The sequence below is a fragment of the Pseudobutyrivibrio sp. genome, assembly GCF_015057185.1.
GTDB lineage: Bacteria > Bacillota > Clostridia > Lachnospirales > Lachnospiraceae > Pseudobutyrivibrio.
This window is the reverse complement of record NZ_SVEV01000012.1, coordinates 1-23,519: the sequence shown is the minus strand read 5'-3', so window position 1 is coordinate 23,519 and position 23,519 is coordinate 1. Positions and strand designations below refer to the sequence as shown.

General features: G+C 37.5%; 19 protein-coding genes. 18 read left to right on the top strand and 1 reads right to left on the bottom strand.

What is annotated here, in order from left to right; all coding sequences use genetic code 11:
• Window positions 1-69: 69 nt before the first annotated feature.
• Genes E7276_RS06315 through E7276_RS06305 form a run of 3 tightly spaced genes read left to right on the top strand, consistent with a single transcriptional unit; the run spans window position 70 to window position 5,640 of the window.
• Entirely contained in the window at window positions 70-888 is an 819-nt protein-coding gene (locus E7276_RS06315; RefSeq protein ID WP_294215150.1) for an HlyD family efflux transporter periplasmic adaptor subunit, read from the top strand.
• Between the two features lie 5 nt (window positions 889-893).
• The gene (locus E7276_RS06310; RefSeq protein WP_294215148.1) at window positions 894-3,047 is read left to right on the top strand and encodes an NHLP family bacteriocin export ABC transporter peptidase/permease/ATPase subunit; all 2,154 of its coding nucleotides are present in this window, start codon (window positions 894-896) and stop codon (window positions 3,045-3,047) included.
• A 10-nt stretch (window positions 3,048-3,057) separates the two neighbouring features.
• Window positions 3,058-5,640 (top strand): NHLP bacteriocin export ABC transporter permease/ATPase subunit, encoded by a 2,583-nt coding sequence (locus E7276_RS06305; RefSeq protein ID WP_294215145.1) that lies wholly within the window; start codon window positions 3,058-3,060, stop codon window positions 5,638-5,640.
• 46 nt (window positions 5,641-5,686) lie between these two features.
• Here the strand turns inward: E7276_RS06305 and E7276_RS06300 are convergent, their stop codons facing one another.
• Window positions 5,687-6,514: a Hint domain-containing protein gene (locus tag E7276_RS06300; protein ID WP_294215142.1), complete on the bottom strand. Its 828-nt coding sequence runs from the start codon at window positions 6,512-6,514 to the stop codon at window positions 5,687-5,689.
• 182 nt (window positions 6,515-6,696) lie between these two features.
• On the opposite strand from E7276_RS06300, the gene E7276_RS06295 reads away from it, so the two are divergent.
• The 15 genes from E7276_RS06295 (at window position 6,697) to ftsZ (ending at window position 23,406) form a co-directional block, all read left to right on the top strand.
• Window positions 6,697-8,007, top strand: coding sequence for a saccharopine dehydrogenase NADP-binding domain-containing protein (locus tag E7276_RS06295; RefSeq protein WP_294215139.1), 1,311 nt, complete (start codon window positions 6,697-6,699; stop codon window positions 8,005-8,007).
• A gap of 46 nt (window positions 8,008-8,053) precedes the next feature.
• Entirely contained in the window at window positions 8,054-8,920 is an 867-nt protein-coding gene (locus tag E7276_RS06290; RefSeq protein WP_294215134.1) for a YihY/virulence factor BrkB family protein, read from the top strand.
• Between the two features lie 59 nt (window positions 8,921-8,979).
• Window positions 8,980-10,014 carry a tRNA preQ1(34) S-adenosylmethionine ribosyltransferase-isomerase QueA gene (gene queA, locus E7276_RS06285; RefSeq protein WP_294215131.1) on the top strand — a complete coding sequence of 345 codons (1,035 nt, stop codon included), beginning with the start codon at window positions 8,980-8,982 and terminating at the stop codon, window positions 10,012-10,014.
• A 49-nt stretch (window positions 10,015-10,063) separates the two neighbouring features.
• Complete coding sequence (gene pheS / locus E7276_RS06280; RefSeq protein WP_294215129.1) at window positions 10,064-11,119, top strand: phenylalanine--tRNA ligase subunit alpha; 1,056 nt, start codon at window positions 10,064-10,066, stop codon at window positions 11,117-11,119.
• 15 nt (window positions 11,120-11,134) lie between these two features.
• On the top strand, window positions 11,135-13,495 hold the full coding sequence (pheT, locus tag E7276_RS06275; RefSeq protein WP_294215127.1) for a phenylalanine--tRNA ligase subunit beta: 2,361 nt from the start codon (window positions 11,135-11,137) through the stop codon (window positions 13,493-13,495).
• Window positions 13,496-13,525: 30 nt separating this feature from the next.
• Window positions 13,526-13,873, top strand: a complete 348-nt coding sequence (locus E7276_RS06270; protein WP_294215124.1) for a PilZ domain-containing protein — start codon at window positions 13,526-13,528, stop codon at window positions 13,871-13,873.
• Window positions 13,874-13,899: 26 nt separating this feature from the next.
• Window positions 13,900-14,748: a prolipoprotein diacylglyceryl transferase gene (gene lgt, locus E7276_RS06265; RefSeq protein ID WP_294215121.1), complete on the top strand. Its 849-nt coding sequence runs from the start codon at window positions 13,900-13,902 to the stop codon at window positions 14,746-14,748.
• Between the two features lie 392 nt (window positions 14,749-15,140).
• Window positions 15,141-15,572, top strand: coding sequence for a division/cell wall cluster transcriptional repressor MraZ (mraZ, locus tag E7276_RS06260; RefSeq protein ID WP_294215118.1), 432 nt, complete (start codon window positions 15,141-15,143; stop codon window positions 15,570-15,572).
• The gene (gene rsmH / locus E7276_RS06255) at window positions 15,572-16,507 is read left to right on the top strand and encodes a 16S rRNA (cytosine(1402)-N(4))-methyltransferase RsmH (protein WP_294215116.1); all 936 of its coding nucleotides are present in this window, start codon (window positions 15,572-15,574) and stop codon (window positions 16,505-16,507) included. Before mraZ ends, rsmH begins: the two co-directional genes overlap by 1 nt.
• Before the next feature lie 65 nt (window positions 16,508-16,572).
• Complete coding sequence (locus E7276_RS06250) at window positions 16,573-17,061, top strand: hypothetical protein (protein ID WP_294215114.1); 489 nt, start codon at window positions 16,573-16,575, stop codon at window positions 17,059-17,061.
• Between the two features lie 14 nt (window positions 17,062-17,075).
• The gene (locus E7276_RS06245; protein WP_294215112.1) at window positions 17,076-19,121 is read left to right on the top strand and encodes a peptidoglycan D,D-transpeptidase FtsI family protein; all 2,046 of its coding nucleotides are present in this window, start codon (window positions 17,076-17,078) and stop codon (window positions 19,119-19,121) included.
• 28 nt (window positions 19,122-19,149) lie between these two features.
• Entirely contained in the window at window positions 19,150-20,097 is a 948-nt protein-coding gene (gene mraY / locus E7276_RS06240) for a phospho-N-acetylmuramoyl-pentapeptide-transferase (protein WP_294215110.1), read from the top strand.
• A gap of 18 nt (window positions 20,098-20,115) precedes the next feature.
• A complete protein-coding gene (locus E7276_RS06235; RefSeq protein ID WP_294215108.1) occupies window positions 20,116-21,273 on the top strand; it encodes an FtsW/RodA/SpoVE family cell cycle protein in 1,158 nt (385 codons plus the stop codon).
• Entirely contained in the window at window positions 21,260-22,027 is a 768-nt protein-coding gene (locus E7276_RS06230) for a cell division protein FtsQ/DivIB (protein WP_294215106.1), read from the top strand. Before E7276_RS06235 ends, E7276_RS06230 begins: the two co-directional genes overlap by 14 nt.
• Before the next feature lie 158 nt (window positions 22,028-22,185).
• Entirely contained in the window at window positions 22,186-23,406 is a 1,221-nt protein-coding gene (gene ftsZ, locus E7276_RS06225; protein WP_294215103.1) for a cell division protein FtsZ, read from the top strand.
• The last annotated feature ends 113 nt before the right edge of the window (window positions 23,407-23,519 follow it).

The window sequence follows — 23,519 nt, the reverse complement described above, 5'->3', positions numbered from 1 at the left end:
AAAAATACACAAAGAGGTGATACTATATGTAATAAGTGTATTGTGTTACTTTAGCCACAGGGGTGCTATATGCATGAAATATATAAAAAATCAAAAACTGACAACCTTTCATCTGCGGATCAGCTGGATAAGGCTATTGTGATAGTATCACCATCATTTTGGCTTGTTATGGTTGCATTAGTAGTTATTATAGCAGCTGTTTTTGTCTGGGCACTGTTTGGGACAATGCATCAAATTGTATCCACTAATGGAATATTTATGAACCGAGAGGGAATTCATTCGGTTTATTCAGATGTGTCTGGAACTGTTGATACTATTAATATTGACAAAGGTGATTATGTGAAAAGAGGGGATGTTATAGCCAAACTTTACATTAGGGATAATGGAAAAACACTAGAACAGTATATTTACTCGACCTTAGAGGGAGAGGTGACAGAACTTTCTGTAGTTGAGGGGAGGCTACTGACTATAGGTGACCTTGTTGCCCGTGTAGCGCTTGGAAATCAAAATGATAGTATTGTTGTGTGTTATGTTCCGGTAGAGGATGCTAGAAGAATTCAGGTTGGAATGGAGGCTTCTATTTATCCTAGTAATATCAACAAACGTGAGTATGGGTATATGAAAGGCGAGGTGGAATATGTAGATAATTATGTCACCTCGAGAGATGAAATTTCAAATCAGGTGGGAGTCAACTCTTTAGTAGATGCTTTTCTTAAGGATGGACCTGTAGTTGAAGTAAGGTTAAAGCTAAAAAAAGATGAAAGTACTACCAGTGGATATTGGTGGTCTGGCGAGAAAGGCAAAAAGATAGAAATGGTTAATGGAACAATGGTTTCGGCGGATATAGTAATAGAGGAAGAAAGTCCACTATCCTTGATTGTACAGTGAAAATTATGAAAAATTATAAGTATGTAAAAACTCCTACAGTTTATCAAATGGAAGCAACTGAGTGCGGTGCTGCTGCTTTAGCGATGGTACTTGGTTATTTTGGAAGATTTATTCCTTTGGAGAAAATGCGTCTTGAATGTGGCGTTTCCAGAGATGGTAGTAATGCAAAGAATATACTGAGAGCCGCTAAAAAATATGGGCTCGAGGCTCATGGATATCGAAAGGATATAAGTGGCTTAATGGAAATTAAAGTTCCATCTATAATTCATTGGAATTTTAATCATTTTGTTGTATACGAAGGCAGAAAGGGGAAACATTATATTATAAATGATCCTGCGGCGGGGAGACGTAGGTTAACTTATAAAGAGCTTGATGAAGGGTTTACCGGTGTAGTCTTAACATTTTCTAAGACAGAAAACTTTATTCGTGAAAAAAGAAAAAATGATTTTCATGTTGTTATACTTGATATGCTAAATAGCCAGCGAGAGGCTGTTTCAGCTCTTGTTGTTATGGGACTGTTTTTGGTAATCCCTGGATTGTTGATTCCTGTTTTTTCAAAAGTATTCATTGATGAAATACTAATCAGAAGAAATGATAATTATTTTTTCGGTTTGATTACTGCGATGTTTTTTGCAATGCTTTTAAAAGGTGCAATTAGTTTCTATAGGGGTATTTTGCTACAAAGAATGCAAAACAAGCTTATTCTCATATCTTCCTACAAATACTTGATTCATTTCTTTAACCTCCCTATTAATTTTTTTGCTCAGAGATATGCCGGAGACCTATCAAATCGCGTTGAGAATAACAATAATCTTAGTATATTTTTGACTGGTGATGTTTCTGAAAATGTACTTAATTTGTTTGTGACTATTTTTTATTTAATATTATTATTAATCTATAGTCCTATTCTTACTGCCGTGGGCGTTAGTATTGCGCTTTTTAGTATTGTGATTATGAAAATCGGTTCAGCTTCAATGGGAGATACAACTTTAAAATATCAGCAGGATCAAGGAAAAATGCTTGGTAGTCTTTTGGCAGGTATATCAGCGTCGGATTCTATTAAAGCATCGGGGATAGAAAATGAATTTGCAGGAAGAATTCAAGGCTATTATGCAAAAACAATTGAAACAGAACAAAAGCTAGGAAAAAAGCAGGAGATTTTAGATGCCCTGCAAGATATTACAGAACAGATAACCACGATTGTTGTACTGATAATTGGGGGTTGTCTGATAATTAAGGGGAAAATGACGGAAGGTACACTTGTGGCATTTAACAGCCTTTTGGTCTCTTTCATTGAACCTTTAAGTGAATTGTCAAGTTTTGTGACAAAGATTCAAACTGCCAGAGCAGATTCGCGACGCGTCGAAGATATATTGCGTTACGAGGAGGACTATCATATAAAAAACAGGGAACAGTTGGATGATATAGGAACAAAATTAAATGGAAATGTAATACTTGAAAAGGTGTCCTTTGGATATAGTATTTTAGAAAGTCCCTTAGTCCATGATTTTGGTTTTAATATCAACAGTGGTCAGTCTATTGCTTTTGTTGGACCTTCCGGAAGTGGAAAGACGACAGTGGCAAAACTATGCTGTGGTTTATATCAGCCATGGGAAGGCAAGGTTTTATTGGATGGCCATCAAATATACAAGATTCCACCTGAGGTTTTGTCTTGTAGTGTGTCAATAGTCAATCAGGAGACCGTTTTGTTTTCCGGCACAGTAAGAGATAATTTAACAATGTGGAACAACAATATAACAGAGGTAGATATGCTTAAAGCAGCAAAGGATGCGTGTATTCATGATGTTATCATGGGAAGACGAGGGGCATACGATTCCATCGTGCTGGAAAATGGGGCTAATTTTTCTGGAGGTCAGAAACAAAGACTTGAGATAGCTAGAGCCCTTGCTACTAATCCAAGCATTTTGATATTGGATGAGGCTACCAGTGCTCTAGATCCTTTGGTTGAAGAAGAAATAATGAAAAATATAAAAAAAAGAGGATGTACATGCATTATCTCAGCTCACAGACTCTCAACAATCAAGGATTGTGATGAAATAATTGTGATGGAACATGGTAAAATTGTGCAGCGTGGAAATCATGATAGTCTTATGAAGCAGATTGGATTGTATAGTGATTTGATTCAAGTACAGGCGTAAACGAGGTAATATGATGAGTAATGTAAATAAAGATGCAATTCATATTTCCGGATCTGGTATATATATGGTTGAGAGTTCAGATTGTGTATACAGGGTTCGAGAGGGAAGGGTTTTAGTGTATATTTTGCCTATTCCAGAACAAGGCATGCGCAATAGGTTTTTTCTTTTGGAAGCAATAAAAGGCGAACTTATTCCTGGGTTGGCATATGATAGTAATACTTTGGGACGATGGAGATTTGGCTTTGTTGCAGTGGGAAATGTTTGGCTTGAATCTATTGAAGATATTGATAAAAATCTTCTTCTTAAGGTCAGGAGGGATTTTGCAATAAGAGCAGGTGTAGAGCTAGGCGATTTAAATAGCTTTGAGACGGAATTCATAGAACATTATAATCTTTTTTATGTCAGAGAAGAGGCAAATATTTATAAGTCAACCAGAGAACAAGGCAGAACTACTGAACAATCGCTAAATCTTATACGGAATGTCTTTTTTACAAGAAGACATAATATACAGGCAGCTATTGGGGTGTCAGGAAATGCGCTTTATGATTGCACTGCTTTATTATGTTCAAAAGAAAAAATAAATATTGCACCCCTTATAAAAATTACAAAATGTGCAGGAAAAAGATTTACTATTAATGACATTGCCAGACTATCTCATTTTACTGTCAGAGAAATTCAGCTACCAGAAAAATGGTATAAATTAGATTGTGGAAATTTTATTGGATTTGAAAAGGAAACTCAAGAACCAGTCTTTGTTGAGGCTTGTGGATATAGGAAATATCGTTATTATGATGGCCAGAAAAATGAAATTAATAAAGTAGATGCTGAATTTGCTAGTCGTTTATCTTCCCAAGCTGTTATGTTTTACAGACCTTTTCCAGATGAAAAGATTACTCTACGCAAGCTTATAGCTTTTGGATTGCATAAGGCATATATCTCAGATTGGGTTCGCTTTGTCGTACTATCAATCTTAGGAGTTATTATAGGTCTATTTATTCCATACCTGAATGAATTGATGTATGACATCTATATTCCTTTTAGCGACATGGAATCACTTATACAGTTTGGCGCCATGATACTTTCATTTGCCATTGGAAATATAGGATTTACAACAGTAAAAAATCTATCAGTTTTTCGAGCTATGAATTCAATGGAATATGCAGTTCAAAGCGCGGTTATTGATAGGGTTTTTAATTTGCCGGAAAGTTTTTTCAGAAAATACGAGACTGCAGATTTGGGTATTCGTACCTTGAATATTACTCGTGTTTTTAATATTGTATCTGAAGTCTTTTTTAAGGGCGCTATTTCAGCAGTGTTATCCATAGCTTACCTGTTTGCTATGATTAGCTATTCATCGGAGCTATTACCATGGGCTATTTTTCTTTTGATACTATCTTTGGCGACTTTTTTTGTAATTGGTATTAAGCAAATACATTATGAAAGACTAAAGGTTGAAATTGATCAAAAGACGAATTCTGACTTGTTTCAGTATATTAAAGGGATAGAAAAGCTGCGTTCAAGTGCATCAGAAGGCCGAGCGATTTACCAATATTTATATGGATTTACAGAGTCCAGAAAACTAAATATAAAAAAAGAGAAGTTGACTGTTGTTACAGAAATATTTTTAGATACAGTACAGGTACTTAGTCTGATAGGCTTTTATTGTATGATGGGAACTCAGAATCTTGATTTATCAATTGGAAGCTTTATGGGATTTATAGCAGCTTATGGTGCATTTCAAGCAGCGTTATTTGAGTTTGTGGAAGGAATACTTGTACTTAATCAGGTTTATCCAACGTACGAAATGGCAAAACAAATTCTTGAAACTTTACCCGAGAATACTTGTGATGCAGAGATGCCAGAGGAACTTTTAGGGGAAATAGAGATTAACAATATAACTTTTAGCTATGACGATAATGAAGTACCTGTTTTGCAGGGGGTTACTCTTCATATCAATAGTGGTGAATATGTTGCCATAGTTGGAAGTTCTGGGAGTGGTAAATCCACGCTCATTAAGATTTTGTTAGGTTTTGAAAAGCCGCAGCTTGGTCGTATTTATTATGATGGGCAAGATATGGAGGAATTAGACAAGAGGGAATTGCGAAGGAAATTTGGAGTGGTTTTGCAAAGTGGTGGCTTAGTCAATGGAAATATATATGATAACATCACTATAACACACCCAAATTGTGATATGAGTCGTGTGACCGAGGTTATAAGAAAAGTGGGTTTAGAAAATGATATTAAAGAAATGCCAATGGGACTTTTTACAATGATAAATGAAGAAGCGGGCACGTTATCAGGTGGTCAAGTGCAAAGAATTCTTATAGCCCGAGCTCTGTTGGATAATCCGAAGATTTTACTTATGGACGAGGCCACAAGTGCACTAGATAATAAAACTCAAAGAATTGTGCTTGACACTTTAGAGAAGTTGGATGCTACAAAAATTGTTATAGCCCACAGATTATCAACGGTTATAAATTGCGACAGGATTATTGTTATGGATTCGGGGAAAATAGTTGAAGAAGGTACCTATGAAGAACTGATGGTAAGAAAAGGAAGATTTTACGAGATGGCTTCTAGACAGATGGCATAAAAATCTCCGACAGAAAGGAATTTTCTGCCGGGGATTTTTTATAATATTACAAGCCGTAGCCTTCTGCAGCCATACCGTTTATAAACATAATGTTCATACCGTCAACAACGATATCGTAAACCTTGTCTTTACGTCCTGTTTCAGTAATGCTTTTAACCTTTGAACTACCTTCAAGAGAGAAGATATCATGCTCATTGTGCTGCCAAATGTCATAGAACTTGTTTCCATCATAGAACCACTGAGAAGATGTGGTTTCCCATTTCTTTCCATTCTCGAAAATAACTTCAATTATTTTTTCTTCCGCACTAATAGTGTCGGTAACCTTTGATTCTACACGGTTGTTATTTTCATCCAGGCTGAAAATAATATCTCCGGCTTTAATCTCTGAAATTGGTTTTGCCCCTGTTGGAGTATCAACAAGTGAAGCCCCTACGAAGCATCCATGTTTAATTGTTTTTAATATGAACTTAAGTATTTTCATAAGTTCGTCGTCACTTATACCACCAACAACATCTGCTAGTTCGTCCTCATCCATTTCATCATCGGCTTCAATCATGTTATTGCTTTCAAAAGTTTTAAAAAATTCTTTTCCGCCATATTCCATTAACTCCTTGAAATCCTCTAAGGATACGACACTTCCGGAAACTTCTGAGGCAGTTTTATAGGCTTTGTTGAGATCGGGATTAAGAATGGCATTAAGGAAATCTTCGTCAGTAGATGATTTTACTGCTATTTTAAGAATTCCTGCAAAGAACTCTCTATCCTCAAAACAATACTGATCGTATTCGTCACGAGTTATTCCGGGAACGGTTTCCAAAGCTTCTTCGAATCCGTCATCTTCCCAGTCTTTATTCCCTGCGAAAAAGTCGTACATTATATCAACATCCTGGTACATTGCTCGCCTGAGCGCTTTTTTCTGTTCTGAATTAATCATAATATTGTACCTCCTCATATCAATGAAAAACTAAGGTGATAATGATTTAGCTCGCACTTGAATTATAATAAGTTTTATATCACAATAGTATCACACGGATTATTTTTAGGAGTGAACGTTCTATGAATTGTAAAGTAATGTTTTTGGGGTTGGGGGTAGTAGGACAGTCTCTGATGTGTTTATTGCTTGAGAATAATGTTTTTTCTATTGAGGATTTTTATGTACTAGATTTAGATGAGAAGGCCTTTGAATTTTATCTTTCAAAAGGTGGAAGAAGAGACAATTGTTTAAGCTTTGAAGTTGATAGCAGTAATTATTTAATGATATTTGATAAAATGTCTAAAGGGGATTTTCTACTTTGTATGGCAGATGGAAATGATAGTTTAATCCTTGCACAAGAGTGTTATAAACGAGGAATTCATTTTGTTTCTGCTTCCGATGATACCTTTGATGATGTGGAGGATAATGAGCCTTTCAGATATCGCAATCATTTTAAAGATTATAAGGCACTTATGAAAAATTCTGAAAATGGCGCTACCAGTGTGCTTCAGTTTGGCGTTAATCCCGGACTTGTAAGTGTTTTCTCTAAGAAGGCTCTTAAAGATATTGTGGATAATGACAAGGGGAATTTTGTTTCAGCTAAAAGAAAACAATTTGCTGAGCTAATAGCGGCTGAGGACTATCCTAGATTGGCAAAGGAATTAAAAGTGAGGGCTTTTGTGGAGTCTGATTTTGATACAACTGAGTCTGATATCATTGAAAAGAATGACACAGTTTATTCTACATGGAATGTTCCGGATTTCGATGGAGAGTCTAATGATCGTTCAATTGTAAAGGTAGGTACGATTGATTCTCTGACAGAAATTTTAGAAAAAGTAGGGATATCTATAGATAATGTTTATTATTACAATAAAGGGGATGGGACACTGGTATTCGACTTGTCAGGTAAGGAAATTAAGACAAAGAGTAATTCGGGAGAAAATGAATTCGAAGGATCCTTGGATGCCCATGAAGAAGTTTTTTCGCTTTATGACTATTATTCAAACAGGGAGGATGAGGGAGAAATAGAGTATGCTCCGTCGGTGTTATTTGTTTATCGCCCTTGTGACTTAGCTATTAATTCAGTGCTTCATGGTTCGAATGATAAGTATCAGCTCATCACAAAGGAAAGGATGCTTTCCGGTGGAGAAGCGGTTGGTATTTGTGTGGAAGGTGATGCTTTTACCAACAGATATGTTGGAACCGCCCTCTATTTAGATGAAAGTCGCTTTGAAACTCCTTCAGTTTTTTTGGTATCCGTATCAGTGTATGCCGCGATAAAGTATATCATTAAGCACCCCCTTGAGGGAGTGCTTTTCCCAGAGTATTTGCCATTGGAGGAAATCTTATCTTATGTATCACCATATCTTCCAATTATTTCTAATGAGTATTAAAAATATCGATTTTATTCTTTAATTAAAAGTTCTGGAGACAATAATAATGTGGACGTTTTTAGGTTATGGAAAAACATATTTAGATAAATGTGGAAGAGATAATATTGGCGCGTATGCTGCTCAGACGGCATATTTTATGATTATGTCTTCGATTCCTTTTTTGATGTTGCTTTTTTGGATTGCAAGTTATGTGCCTTCCATTAATGAGTATATTAATGAGCTGATTTACGAAGTTATTCCTGATAGCTTTGCACCGATGGTAAATAAGATTCTTGCTATGATAATGGATGCGCCTATTGGAGCTATTTCTTTGTCGGCTATTATGGCGGTGTGGGCTTCTGGCAAGGCTTTCCAGAATTTGATGGTTGGTCTTAATCAGGTAAACAAAATCGAAGAGACTAGAGGATGGCTAGCTAGAAGAATTCGAGCTATTTTTTATACTTTGATAATTTTATCTGTTATTGTTGTTATTATGCTTATGCTGGTATTTACTCAGCAGTTTAAGTATTATGCAGACAATTACTATGGCTTGCTTGCTTATATGGTAGGCGTTAGACCTTTGTTTAGAGGTTTTTTTGTGTTTATCTTTTTGGTTATCGTATTTACGTTTTTGTTTACGGTTTTGCCAAATAAGCATCTTAAATTTTATAGCCAGTTGCCGGGCGGTTTTATCTGCGCTATCAGCTGGTATTTATTCAGTTTGTTCTTGGCCTTTTATGTTAGGATATTTAATACCTATTCTATGTATGGTGCATTGGCTACATTGATGATTTTTATGTTCTGGCTGTATTTTTGTATGTATTTCATGCTTATGGCTGCGGAGGCTAATGTGTTTTTTCAGGATGGTTTTGTGAGCGCATGGAACAAATTTAGGGGCGTTTTTTCTAGAAAACATAAGGGAAAAGTGGACTAGAAAATTGTTGTGTGATAAACTAAACAAAGTTTTAGTTTTATATATTAGAAAGAAAAGTTATGTTAGTAAAAGATTTTGATTACGATCTTCCTGAGGAGCTTATTGCTCAGGATCCATTAGAAAAAAGAAGTAACTCAAGACTTATGGTCTTGGATAAAAAAACAGGCGAGATAGCACATCGTCATTTCTATGATATTAAGGAATATCTTAAACCAGGAGATTGCTTGGTTATCAACAATACTCGAGTTATTCCAGCAAGATTATATGGAGCCAGAGTTGGTTCTGGTGGCAAGGTAGAGATACTTCTACTTAAAAGAATAAGTGACAATCAATGGGAATGCCTTGTAAAACCAGGTAAAAAAGCAAGACCTGGTATGGAGATTTCCTTTGGTGATGGTCTTTTAATTGGAAAGATAGTTGATATAGTGGAAGAAGGAAACCGCATTATTGAATTTAGCTATGATGGTATTTTTGAAGAGATACTTGATAAGCTTGGAGAGATGCCACTTCCGCCATATATTACCCACAAACTTAAGGATAGAGATAGATATCAGACAGTATATGCTAAATACGATGGTTCAGCTGCAGCTCCTACTGCAGGACTTCATTTTACACCTGAGCTTCTCGAGGAAGTTAAGGCTATGGGAGTGAGAATTGCTGAGGTTACTCTTCATGTTGGATTAGGTACATTTAGACCAGTCAAAGAAGAAGAGGTGTTAGAGCATCATATGCATTCTGAGTATTATGAAATTACTCAGGAGGCTTGCGACATTATAAATGAGACAAAAGCAAATGGGGGCAGAGTTATTTCTGTTGGAACTACAAGTACCCGTACCTTGGAGTCGGCAGCAGAGCCTGGCAAACCACTTGCACCAAAGAGTGGATGGACTCAGATATTTATTTATCCAGGATATGAGTTCAAAGTAATTGATGGATTGATTACTAATTTCCACCTTCCACAGTCTACACTTATTATGCTGGTTTCAGCGTTGGCTGGAAGAGAACATGTTCTAGCGGCATACAAAAAGGCTGTTGAGGAAAGATACAGATTTTTCTCGTTTGGTGATGCTATGATGATTACTGATCTTTCATAATTATGAAAATCAGATTTTTATTTTGATTTTATTTTTAGGGAGGCCACCTATGGTAGATATTATTTCTGAATTAAGTGCCAAGTTCGAAGCAGAGCTTCAGAATATCAAGAACTCTGAGGAGCTTGAGAACATTCGTGTAGCTTATCTTGGCAAAAAGGGCAGCGTTACAGCTGCAATGAAAGAAATGGGCAAGCTCTCAGCGGAAGAGAAAAAAGAGTTTGGTCAAAAGGTTAACATGCTTAAAAACACTGTTGCAGACAAGATTGCAGCAAAGAAGGATGAGATTGCAGCATTAGAGCTTCAGAGGGAAATAGACATGGTTCCTGAGTTTGATATTTCTCTTCCTGAGCATTTTGATCAGGGAAGCTATCATCCTATTACTCTTGTGCAGCGTCAGTGTGAGACTATATTTAAATCTATGGGATTTACAGTAGAGGACTATAGTGAGGTGGTAACAGACTACGAGTGTTTTGAGTCTGTAAATATTCCTAAATATCATCCAGCAAGAGATATGCAGGATACATATTATCTTGAGAATGGTCAGCTTCTTAAGTCTCAGACAACAGCTGCTCAGAATGCTATTTATAAAAAATATCGCAAGCAGCTTATCGAAGATGGTACACCTATCAAGGCTATTTTCCCAGGACGTTGCTTTAGAAATGAAGCTACAGATGCATGTCATGAGAATACATTCTTCCAGATGGAAGGTGTTATGGTAGGTAAGGATATTTCTATTTCAAACCTTATCTACTTCATGAAGACTATGCTTTCAGAAGTATTTAGACGCGATATTAAGGTTCGTTTACGTCCAGGCTTCTTCCCATTTGTGGAGCCAGGTTTTGAGCTTGATATTAACTGCCTTAACTGTGGCGGTAAGGGATGCCCTTCTTGCAAGCATTCAGGATGGCTTGAGCTTTGCCCATGTGGTATGGTTCATCCTAAGGTATTAGAAGAAGGTGGCATTGACCCAGAGAAATATACAGGATTTGCGTTTGGCCTTGGTCTTACAAGACTTGCAATGATGAAATACGGTATTAAAGACATTCGTGATTTGAACAGTGGCAACCTTAGTAGCCTTGCTCAGTTCACAGATGATGAGCAGTAAGGGAGGACTATAACCATGTTTATTTCAATGAATTGGATCTCTGATTTTGTTGACCTTGAGGGTCTTGATAAGATGGATCTTATCGCAAAGTTCTCTCTTGCAACTGCAGAGGTAGAAAATGATATTTTCCATAAAGGTGAGGATTTGTCTGGAGTTGTTGTTGCTGAGATTAAATCAGTAGAAGAGCATCCAGAGTCTAAAAAGCTTCATCTTTTAAAGGTAGATGCTGGAGACGGAAAGCTTACAGATGTAGTATGTGGAGCACCAAATGTTCGCGTTGGCATGAAGACTGCATTTGCAAAAGTAGGAGCACAGCTTGGTGATATCACAATTGCACCAAGACCACTTGCTGGTTATGAATCATGCGGTATGTGCTGCTCTGAGAAGGAAATTGGTATTTCTGATAACCATGATGGAATTATGGATATTACTGAGGATGTTCCTAATGGTACAGATATCAAGGATTTATATGAGATCGATGATATTATCTTTGAGGTAGATAACAAATCTCTTACAAATAGACCTGACCTTTGGGGTCACTATGGAATCGCTAGAGAGTTCGCTACAATTGCAAAGCGTCCTCTTAAGGAGCTTCCAACAATCGACTTAAGCAAGTACGATAACCTTGAAAAGGTTGATTTGAAAATCGAAGATGAGCTCTGCCAGAGATATTCATCTCTCAAGGTTGAGAATATTGAGAAGAATGTTGCTCCTATGAACATGCGCATTCGTCTTTACTACTGTGGCATGAGAGGTATCAACCTCCTTGCTGATCTTACAAACTACATCATGCTTGAAATGGGTCAGCCTATGCACGCATTCGATTCTCGTAAAGCAGAGAAAATTCGTGTTAAGAGATTTGACAAGCCATTTACATTTACAACACTTGATGGTGTAGAGCGCAATATCGATGAGAACACTCTTATGATTTGCAACGACAACACACCAGTTGCTATCGCAGGTATTATGGGTGGTCTTGATTCAGAAATCGTTGAGGACACAACTACACTTACGTTAGAGTCTGCTACATTTAATGCAGCATCAATTAGAAAGAGTGCAGTACGTCTTGCTCACAGAACAGATGCATCTGCTCGTTATGAGAAGAGCCTTGATCCTGAAATGACTACAGTTGCAATTGCACGTTTCATGAAGCTTCTTCTTGAAATTGACCCAGGTGTAAAGGTAGTATCAGCACTCACAGATGAATATGCATTCCATTATCCACACATTGCTCTTGATTTCGATAAGAACTTTGTGGATAAGTACACAGGAATTGAGATTACAAACGAGCATATTGTGGATACATTAACAGCTCTTGGCTTTGGTGTTACTCAAAACGGGGATAACTTCCATGTTGATGTTCCATCATATCGTGCTACTAAGGATATCAGCCTTAAGGCAGATATTATTGAGGAAATTACTCGTATTTACGGATATGATAACTTTGAGCTTTCTACAACAAATGCGCCTCTTTATCCAGTTCGTATGGATGAGACAAAGAATGTTGAAGATAGAATCAAAGATATTCTTGTTAAGAGATTTAGACTTCACGAAGTACATTCTTATGTATGGCAGTATGCTGATGAGTACAAGAAGCTTGGAATGGAAGTAGAGGAGAATATTAAGCTTGCTAACTCTACAAACCCTAACATTGAGACACTTCGTCGATCAATTATTCCTACACAGCTTTGCCAGGTAAATTACAATACTGGCTATGATACAGATTTCGGTATCTTCGAGATTGGACGTGTAGTTGAAGGTCTTAAGGCAGATGGTCTTTGCGATGAGAAGAAAAAGCTTTGCATCACATTATTCTCAAAGACAAAGTCTCTTGAGACACTTTACTTTGAACTTCGTGATATGATTGCTGAGACTATCGAGGATGTTAGACATAAGGCTCTTTCATACAAGAAGCTTGAGGCAACTCATTCATATGAGCATCCAAAGAATTTAAATGCGCTTGTTTTAGATGGGGAAGAAATAGGCGAAATTGGTGTTGCTCATCCACTTGTTTCAAAGAAGATTGATAAGAAGGCTGCTATCGTATTTGCGGAAATTGATGTTGAAAAGCTTGCTGATATTGCTCAAAACAATATTTCATATGTAGAACCATCAAAATATCCATCAATTGAAGTAGATTTATCATTTGTAGCCGAGAAATTTTCAGAAATAAATGATACAATAAAAGAAAAGGCCGGTTCTATTTTGAAAAAGGTCTCTGTTGCCGATGTATATAATGATGGAAGCAACAAATCAATTACAGTAAGACTTCTCTTTGGAGATGATGAGCGTACACTTACTCATGAGGAAGTTCAGAAGGTAGTTGATGATGTAGTTGAAAAGCTTAAGAGCAGGGGAATTAATCTTAAGGCGTAACTAACACATAAGTATTGGGAGGTTAAGAGTATGGAGGAAAAAAGAAAGAATAAGCGTCTGGATATTGATGTTAAGGTTGAAATCGAGCGACTTGATGAGGAAAACATCACTACAGTCAAGTACATGGAGGTAGAAGTTACTAATATTTCCAAGACTGGTTTAGCCTTTAGAGTTCCTGATATCGAATTTGAAGTAGGTGCATGCTTTGATGCAAAGATTCAGATTTGGACAAAGGAGACCATCGATTCCGTGTTCAAGGTTGTTCGTGTAAACAAGCTTGAAAATAATCTCTATGAATATGGATGTATATTTGTAGGAATGACTGATACGGACGCATTAAAAATCGAAATCTACCAGCTCTTTAATGACGTACAATAATTTTGATTTTGTGGGAGAGTACTGATTTGGATACTATTATTTTTCCACATCTTCATATCACATTGCATAATGTCGGAAAAGGATTCAATATTGGATCCTTTTTCGTTGCTTATTACGGCGTAATTATCGCAATTGGTATGTTGGTGGGGGTGACATTCATTTTAAAAGAAGCCAAAAGAGTTGGCTTTGATGAGGATGGAGTTCTTGATATTTGCATCATTACCATAGTGGCTGGTGTTGTCGGCGCTAGATTGTACTATGTAATATTTGCTTGGCAATATTATAAGGATAATATCCTTGGCATTTTTAATATTCGACAAGGTGGGCTGGCGATTTACGGCGGTATTCTTGCTGGAATCCTCAGTGTATTTATCCTTTGTAAACGCAAGAAAATAAAGTTTTTGGCATTTACAGATGTTGGTATTTTTGGCGTAGTCATCGGCCAAATTTTTGGACGATGGGGAAATTTCTTTAATCGAGAGGTTTTTGGTCAGTATACAGATGGACCATTTGCTATGCTTCTTCCTCTTAGTGCTATTCGCTCTACTGAGGATGTTACTACGGAAATGCTGACACATTTACAAAGTATAAACGGCGTTGATTTCATTTCGGTTCATCCTACTTTTTTATATGAATCTATGTGGAACCTTGCGCTTTTGATTCTTATGTTATGTACTAGAAAGAAAAAGAAGTTTGACGGTCAGGTATTCTTAACCTATTTGATTGGCTACGGCGCAGGGCGCTTCTGGATTGAAGGTATTAGAACAGATCAGCTCAAATTGTGGGGTACAAGTCTTCCAGTGTCCCAGCTTTTGGCGGGCATTCTGGTTGTGATTGGTACAGGTCTGTTTGTATATAATTATAGAAAGAAATAACTATTCAGCATACATTCGCAAAATTGCTTTTGCTCATGTATGTTTCTCGCCAAATAAATTTTAATAGAAAAGAGAATGCTAGCATTCTTTTTCTAAATTAAAATTTACTTGGCTCTGAATAGTTACATATTGTATTTTTTGAAAGACATTGGACATTCCAATGTCTTTTTTTGTGCCATTTTTTAGTTTTTGGGGGACAAAACACTATATTTTGTGCTTTCCCCTCCACAATTCACCACATGCGAAAAACATTGATTTTTCACGGTTTTCGGGTTGCCATGGCAAGGATTATGGTATAAAATATAGTTAAAAGTGGAGAGAAGTGGATGATTTGTGTCACAAAGTGGTGGATATGAAGAACTTCCACTTATTTGGAAAGGAGGAAGTGTCTCATGTTCATGGGCGAATACAGTCACAATATAGACGCAAAGAACCGTCTTATTATGCCTGCAAAGTTTCGTGAACAGCTTGGTGAACACTTCGTGGCTACAAAGGGACTTGATGGTTGCCTTTTTGTTTATCCAATGAGCGAATGGCAGACTATCGAAGAAAAGTTCAGAGAGATTCCACTTACAACAAAGGATGCTAGAAAGTTCTCCAGATTCTTCTTCGCTGGCGCAGCTGAATGCGATATTGATAAGCAGGGAAGAGTACTTATTCCTGGAAACCTAAAGGAGTACGCAGGAATTGATAAAGAGGTTGTTTCTGTTGGTGTTTTAAATCGAATTGAAATTTGGTCTAAGGAACGTTGGGCAGAGGAAGGCACCTACGACGATATGGATGAAATTGCTGAGCACATGGCAGAGTTAGGATTGGGAATCTAATGGAATTTAATCATTATTCAGTTCTCTTACATGAGACAATTGATAATTTGAATATTAAACCAGATGGTATCTATGTTGACGGTACCACAGGCGGTGGAGGTCATTCCTTTGAAATCGCAAGCAAGCTTACAACTGGTCATCTCTATTGCTTTGATCAGGATACAGATGCATTAAAGGCAGCTGGGGAAAGATTGGCAGGCTTTGGCGACAAAGTAACATTTATTCATAGCAATTATGAATTTATGAAGGAACGACTTGCTGAGTTTTCAGTTACAAAGGTAGATGGCATTGTGCTTGACCTTGGCGTTTCTAGTTTCCAGCTTGACGAGGCCGAGCGAGGATTTACTTACAGAGTAGATGATGCACCTTTAGACATGAGAATGGACAAGGATAATCCTATGACGGCTGCTGACATTGTAAACAACTATTCAGCAGAGGATTTGACCAGAGTCCTTTATGCATACGGAGAAGAAAAATTCTCTAAGCAGATTGTTAGAAACATTATCAAAGAAAGGGAAAAGGCTCCAATACTTACAGCAGGACAGTTAAACAAAATCATTGCCGAGAGCATTCCAAAGAAAGCTCAGGTTGGACAGGGCCACCCTTCAAAGAGAACCTATCAAGCTCTTAGAATAGAGCTTAATAGGGAGCTAACAGTCTTAGAAGACCACATTGATGACATGGTTGATTTGCTTAATCCAGAGGGAAGACTTTGTATCATTACCTTCCATTCCTTAGAGGATCGAATCACAAAGGTGGCATTCAAAAGAAATGAAGACCCTTGTACATGCCCAAAGGATTTTCCAGTTTGCGTATGTGGAAAGAAATCAAAGGGTAAGGTGGTTACGAGAAAGCCAATCTTACCTAGTGAAGAAGAGCTAGAGGTTAATTCGCGTTCAAAGAGCGCAAAATTGAGAGTATTTGCCCGAAGTTGAGAGACGGGTACCGGTTAGAGAAATACTAGTTTTAATATACATTAGAGATTTAAGGAGTTATACAAATGCAGGAATTACAGACTTATTATTACAATCAGGGAAACGCAGTTAGAAAGACAGAGGTGTATTCTGCCCACCCTGTAAGAAGTCTGCCAACCCGCCAGCAGCGCGAGCGTGAAAAGCGCGAAGAGGCTATCAGAAAGCAGCGTATTACTGATAGAAGAAGAGTGGCTGCTCTTAGAAAAAATAGATTATTAACAGGATATATGATTGTTGCAGTTATTCTTACATGTACAATGCTAGTTGGATATGTTGCATTACAGACTAATGTTTCTACTAGAATGAATCATGTTGCAGAACTTGAAAATGAGCTTTCAAAGGTCAATGCTGATAACAAGGCTGCAGAGAGCAGAATTGCAACTACAACAAATCTTTCAGAAATTAAGGATAAAGCCATAAATGACCTTGGAATGGTGTATGCAACTAGCAACCAAATAGTGTATTATAGTGTAGATGGTTCTGACTACATGTCACAGTACCATGACATTCCATAGAATAGAGTTATAAAATGGCTGACAGTAAAAGACGTAGGTTAAAACCGAATAATAAAATTTTAAAAAGAATGCAACGAAAGCTCTGGTTTGTATTTGGAGTTGTTTGTATTCTTTTTGTTATTCTAATAGGTCGAGTGATGTACATTCAGTACACCAGCGGAGACAAATACGAGAAAATAATCCTTTCACAGCAGGATTACGATAGCACAATCATTCCCTTTCAGCGTGGGGATATTATTGATGCCAGAGGCACAGTGCTTGCTACATCTGTTGATGTTTACAATGTAATATTGGATTGCAAGGTTCTTAATGCTAACGAGGAAAAGTCAGCAGGCTGTGTGGTATCAACTGTTAATCTTGTGGCTGACTGTTTTGAAGAAATCGATGAAGATACAATGCGTACTCAGATTTCTGACAAACCAAATTCTCAGTACTATATTTTAGCTAAAAAGGTTTCCTATGAGGAAATGTCTTCATTCCTTGAAAAAAAAGAATCAGAAGAAAACAAAGGCAAGATATATGGAATCTGGTTTGAAAAGGAATATATTAGAGAGTATCCATATGGAAGCCTGGCAGCAGCAACAATAGGCTACGCCAGCAGTGGTAACGTGGGAGTTATTGGTTTGGAGAATAAATACTCCAGCGTATTAAATGGCGTTAATGGCCGTACTTATGGATATTTGAATTCTGATAGCAACTTGGAGCAGACTACTATCGATGCTACAAACGGAAATAACATAGTTTTATCTTTGGATGTAAATATTCAAACCATAGTAGAAAACGCTATACTTGATTGGAATAATCAAACAAAGGAAACCTGGAATGCTGAACATCCTGATGAGCCAGAGGACTTTGGGTCCCTTCATACAGCAGCATTGGTTATGAATCCTAACACTGGTGAGATTCTTGCAATGGCCCAGTACCCAGGATTTGATCTAAATAATCCACGAGATTTATCCGCTTTCTATACCCAAGAAGATTTAGATGCAATGACATCCGAAGAAAAAATGGATAAGTTAAATCAGATTTGGCAAAATTTTTGTATTACATATACATACGAGCCTGGTTCAACTTTCAAGCCATTTACTGTTGCAATGGGACTAGAGACAGGTGTGTTGTCAGGAGATGAGACATATTTCTGTGATGGAGGCGAGCTTGTTCCTGGATACCCACAGGTTATTCACTGTGTTAATAGAAATGGTCATGGTCAAGAAACAATCGCTGAAGCGTTGTCAAATTCATGCAACGATGCTTTGATGCAGATGTCCTATGTAATCGGGGCAGAGACCTTTGCAAATTACCAATCTGTATTTGGCTTTGGTCAAAAAACAGGAATAGATTTAACAGGTGAGGCTAGTACAGCATCGCTTATTTACACAGAAGAAGATTTAGAGCATACAGTCAATCTTGCTACTAACTCATTCGGACAGAACTTTAATACAACTATGATTCAATTAGGTACTGGTTTTAGTTCTATTGTGAATGGCGGATATTTATATGAGCCTCATTTGGTTACAAAGATTACAGATAGCAATGGCAACACAGTAGAGGAAATTGAACCTACTTTATTAAAAACTACAATATCATCAGAAGTTAGTGATATGATGAAGGAATATTTACATTATGTTGTTTCTGATGGTACAGGAAAGACTGCTGGAGTGGATGGATATGAGATAGGTGGTAAAACAGGTACTGCCGAGAAGCTTCCTCGTGGAAACCACAAGTATTTAGTTTCATTTATTGGCTTCGCTCCAGTTGATGATCCACAGGTCGTTGTATACGTAGTAGTTGATGAGCCTGGCGTAGGTGCTGTTGGAAACAATCAGGCTCACAGTAGCTTCGCTCAGGAAATTGCTCATAATATTTTTGCACAGACGCTTCCTTATTTAGGAATAGAATCATCACTTTCTGAGGAAGAAGAAGCTGCGGCTGCCGCTGAGCTAACAGAACAGGCACAGGGCACAAATGTAGAAGAGGGTACAACTGATACTCCAGAAGGAGAGGAGTCATCAGCAGATCCTACTGAGACACCAGAGGTCGAAGAGGAAGAGAATCAATAGAGAATTAGTTGAGAATGGAGTTATTTGTATGTTAGAAGTATTTTTTCCAATGCTAGTAGCATTTTTTATCGTTTTAGTTTTGGGACCAATTTGTATTCCTGTTCTTAGAAGATTAAAAATGGGAAATACAGAAAGAGAATACATCAAAGAACATAAATTAAAGAATGGAACACCTTCTATGGGTGGTATTATGATTCTTATTGCATTTGCTGTAGTTGGATTTTATTTTGGACGCTCATGTCCACATATTTACCCTATCCTTTACATGACACTTGGATTTGGTGTACTTGGATTTGTTGATGATTTTCTTAAGGCTATCAAAAAAAGTTCAGATGGTCTTAAAGCATGGCAGAAAATGCTTGGACAGATTGCCCTTACAATTGGCTTTGCTGTTTATATGACAACTTTTTCTGACGTTTCGCTTGAGCTTAGAATTCCTTACACAAGAGCTCTTGTTGATATGAATTGGTTTTCTGTAGTTGTATTATTCTTGGCTGTTCTTGGAACAGTTAATGGAGCTAATTTTACTGATGGATTAGATGGACTTGCTACATCAGTTACACTTGCAATCGCAGGATTTTGGGGTGTAGTTGCTATAGCCCTTGGCTCAGATATTGTACCTGCAATCGCAGGAATGATAGGCGCGTTGTTTGGATTTTTAATGTTTAATGTGCACCCAGCAAAGATTTTTATGGGTGATACAGGCTCTTTGGCATTAGGTGCTTTTGTAGTTAGTACAGCATATATGCTTCAGATGCCAATCTTTATTATTATTGTTGCTTTAATTTACCTTGTAGAGGTACTATCAGTTATCCTACAGGTTGGATATTTTAAACTTACTGGGGGAAAAAGAATTTTTAGAATGGCACCTATCCACCATCATTATGAGCTTGGTGGATGGTCAGAGGTAAAAGTTGTTGCTGTGTTTACAACTGTTACTATTTTCTTATGCGTTTTTGCGTATTATTTAGTCTAAAAGAGCGGGGATGAGTTAATGGCAAAGGATAAAGAGCTTGCTGTTTCACGGCGAGAGGCCAAACAGCGAAAAAAAATAAAGAGGCTTTTGAATTTTGATTATACTTTATTGCTCATAGTTGTATTCATCTTAGCTTTTGGACTTGTTATGCTGTATAGTACATCAGCTTATGCAGCATCACTTAAAATGGGGAATTCTACTTTTTACTTGAAAAAACAAGCTACCGCAGCAGGGCTTGGATTTATTGGTATGGCTTTTACAACAAAGGTTGATTATAGACGTTGGTCTGCTATGGTTTTTCCAATGTATTTAGGAGCTATGATATTATGTATCGCGGTTATTTTCGTTGGAACAACAATTAATGAGTCTACCAGATGGCTTACCATAGGACCAATACAGTTCCAGCCTTCTGAGCTGATTAAAATTGCAGTTATTTTACTTTTGGCAAGTATTATTGATAGGGCGCCAAAGGCACAGAGATTTTTCTTTTCTGGAACATGTATGACACTTGCCTTAGTTTTGCCTGCATTTGCAATAGTTGCTATCAGTAACTTATCGACAGCTATTATTATTTTAGGAATTGCAGTTATTATGCTGTTTATTGCCTCTCCACAATGGACCAAATTCATTGGCTTGGGGCTGGCTGGTTTGTGCTTGGTAGTGCTTTATATTGCACTTGCTAGCTACCGTGCGGGAAGAATTAATGCATGGCTTCATCCTGAAGATTATGTGGATGGCAATGGTTTCCAAGTGTTGCAGGGGCTATATGCCATAGGTAGTGGTGGCTTATTTGGCAAAGGCTTGGGAGATAGTATGCAAAAATACATAGTTCCTGAAGCTCAAAACGATATGATTTTCTCAATCATTTGCGAGGAGCTTGGAGTATTTGGAGTTGTGTGTATTATTTTGCTTTATATTCTTTTACTATACAGACTCTTATACATTGCTAACCATGCGAAGGATATGTTCGGTTCATATATTTGCATCGGAATAATGGCCCACATTGCATTGCAGGTAATTCTCAATATTGCCGTTGTTACTAATTCTATTCCTAATACAGGTGTTACACTTCCACTTATTAGTTATGGTGGTACCTCGGTATTGATTTTGCTTACAGAACTTGGTTTAGCGTTGAGCGTATCTAAAAATATGGAGTTTGATAATGAGGAAGTCTAAAAAGAATAAAGGTCAAAAAAAACGTGGCTTTGTCCTCGTTATAATAGAACTCTTGCTTGCTATCGTCATTTTGGTACTCATTCTAGGTGCTGGAGCCTACTTCTTATGTCCACTGCAAACTGTAACAGTTGAAGGTACAGATTTATACACATCTGAGGAAATACAAAACTATATCCTTGATGATGAATACTCAACCAACACAATTTATGTATTCGTCAAAAATAAACTGTTTCCAAAGGGAGATGCTGAGTTTATAGATCATTTTACAGTGCAAATTACAGGAATGCATTCTGTAAATATTGTTTGTAAAGAAAAGAAAATATTAGGTTACATAGCAGAGGAAGACGACTATATTTATTTTAATTACGATGGAAAAATAGTTGAAATCAGTCAAACATATGTTGATAGAGGCTATATGAAGGTTGAAGGGGTTACGTGTGAAGACCCTAAAGTAGGAGATGTGTTGTCCATTGGCAGCGACCAAATTAATTATCTTACATCATTGATCAAGCTATTAAACAAAAATTCTCTTATGCCAAATGTTATATCATATGATGAAAATGGACACATTACACTTGCTTACGATACTTATAAAATATCTCTAGGTAATAGAGCATATTTAGAGGAGAAAATAGATAGGATAGTACTGATACTTCCCGATATTGACGGAATGTGGGGTACACTACATCTTGAAAATTACTCAAACCAAAATACAGATATTGTATTTGAGAAAGATGCTGAACAAGAAGAATAAAATACTTTTTTTGATAAAAAACGGTTGATAAATAGGTGGAAAAACTATAATATTATAGTAGTATTTATGAAGACTTGAATTGGGTTTTTGTATATTACATTTGGTATTAGAGATTTTTCGACCTCCCTTAGAGGTTTAATAAAAAGGAGGATATAGTTTTGATTAACATTACGACTGAGGAGGCAGGGGCTCCTGTCAGAATCATTGTTGTAGGCGTCGGCGGAGCAGGCAACAATGCAGTAAAGCGTATGGTTGAAGAGGGTATTGGGGGAGTTGAGTTTATTGGAATCAACACTGATAAGCAGGCACTTGATTTATGCAAGGCGCCTACTCTTTTAGCTATAGGTGAGAAAACTACAGGTGGAAAGGGCGCAGGTGCGAACCCTGAGGTTGGTATGAAATCAGCCGAGGAGAGCGCAGAGGACATTTCTGCAGCTATTAAGGGCGCAGATATGGTATTCATCACATGTGGAATGGGTGGTGGTACTGGTACTGGTGCTGCTCCAGTTGTAGCTCGTATTGCAAAGGAACAAGGTATTCTTACTGTAGGTATTGTTACAAAGCCTTTCCAATTCGAAGGAAAGCCACGTATGAACAATGCGTTAAGTGGTATCGAACGTCTCAAGGAGAGCGTTGATACTCTTATTGTTATCCCTAATCAAAAGCTTGTTGAAATCTGCAACAAGTCTATGGGAATCGGAGAGAGCTTCCGTATGGCTGATGGTGTTCTTCACCAGGCAGTTCAGGGAATCACTGATCTTATTACAAAGAATTCACTTATTAACCTTGACTTCGCAGATGTTACTACTGTTATGAAGGACAAGGGATTAGCTCATGTAGGTATCGGATCTGCTAAGGGTGATGAGAAGGCTCTTGAGGCTGTTAAGGCTGCTGTTGCTTCTCCACTTCTTGAGACAAGCATCCAGGGTGCTACTGATGTTATCGTTAACATCTGTGGTGATGTTGGACTTAACGATGCTAATGAGGCTACATCATACGTTCAGGATATGACTGGCGCTGATGCTAATATCATTCTTGGTATTACAGTTGATGAGAATATGGACGACGAAGTATCTGTTACAGTTATTGCAACAGGTCTTGGGGAGCCAGCTGCTACACCAGCAGGCGCATTCCGCAGCACAACTGGAATGGTATACAACTCACAGCCTAGACAGTCAGGTGCTGACTTACTTGCAGGTATGCGTGGCACATCTGCTCCAGCAAGCCAGGCAGGCGTTACTAATCCAACACCTGTTGTTAACAGACCTGTTACTCCAAATCCAGTACACAGACCTGATTCAGTTTCTGCTCCTACAGAGAGCACAGTTCGCGAGCTTAATATCAAAATGCCAGATTTCATGAGCTCAATGAAGAAATAATTTTGTATTTACTAGGGCACCGATTTTTCGGTGCCCTTTTTTATTGTTAGGGCAAGGCCCTATTTTTCAAAGTCTTAGTTTTTATATTTTAGATAAAATAGATACTTTGAAAA